Raw genomic sequence first — 1,332 nt, forward strand, 5'->3', positions numbered from 1 at the left:
CGATTGTTGATTCAAGATGAACTACAATCTGCAAACACCACTTGGTCCAGTGTAAAGATAGCCGCTTTCACAAATACATTAATCACAAATCTTTCCGGCACTCTCCAGAATTTGATCGCAGAATCTATTTCAGAAGAAGCTATCTTAAGACAAAATGAAGACTTACTTCTCTCTAATAACTTGATGGCAGCTATCAACAATGAGGCAGCAGCAAGAACCTTGAGTGAGTCTGACATTGTTAATTTATTAAATGATCATGAGGACAATACAGAAAATCCACATGAAGTCACAAAAGAACAGATTGGTCTCAGCAATGTTATTAATGCTTTGCAATTGACTGTTATAGATATTCTAACCAGTCATACATCTACAGCAACGAACAAAGCTGCATCGGCTTATTCAGTAAAACAATTGGCGGATCAGATTCATACAATAAATGAAATCATTTCTTCCAATGATGTGGATCTTGATACTTTACAAGAAATCGTTAACCTTATTAAAGAAAATACAGTTGATCTAGCTGCATACGCCACAGGGAAAGTCAACGTTTCCGATATAGTGGACGACACTGATTCTGAGATCGCAAACAAGCCAGCCTCTGCAGGAACTGTATTTCGTTTAAATTCGAATAAAGCAAATAAGTCAGATACATATACAAAATCTGAAGTTGATACTGCTTTGGGTGGGAAAAGAAATACTGGTAATATTCCTGCCTCTGAAGTGACTGAGTCGACTTCACGTAGGTTCGTATCCGATTCCGAAAAAGACAAATGGAATAATGCAATCCATGATTTAGGCAATTTATCTGGATCCGTATCAATCACTTCGCTTAACACCAAACGTTCATTTAAGGCAACTCTTTCTGGTAATGTCACCTTTACCGAAATTTCAGGAGGGAGTGAAGGAGATGTTTTTGTGTTTCGATTCAAACAAGATGCGACGGGTGGGAGAACAATAACCTTACCATCTAATATCATTGTACCTGCGCTTGAAACTCCAGACACAGGAGCGAATAAAAGAAGCCTTCTTACAATTTACAAAGATGATGTCGACTATCTTGGTTCCTGGAAGAAAGGCTGGGCATAATGCTTGCTAGTATGTTACTCACAGCAAAATCAATAGTCGGCTACGACAATGTTTCATATGAAAACAGGGTTGTGACACCTGCAGGATGGGCTTATATACCAGCAGTTAATACTGTGCACTTTGCAAGAGATGGTTGGGGGAATTTATTTGTCGGAGATGCTGGTCTTAATATGCTCGGTGCCTGGACAATTCCATGCGAATGTTTAGTCAATGGAATGTGGCTCAATGGGCAAATTGATGCGACGC

1 pseudogene is annotated in these 1,332 nt (G+C 39.2%); it reads left to right on the forward strand.

Going from position 1 to position 1,332, the window contains the following annotated elements:
* Positions 1 to 1,086, forward strand: a pseudogene (locus CH361_RS19770) (hypothetical protein); the annotation flags it as partial.
* Positions 1,087 to 1,332: the final 246 nt, after the last annotated feature.

It is taken from the genome of Leptospira brenneri (assembly GCF_002812125.1).
Lineage (GTDB): Bacteria > Spirochaetota > Leptospiria > Leptospirales > Leptospiraceae > Leptospira_A > Leptospira_A brenneri.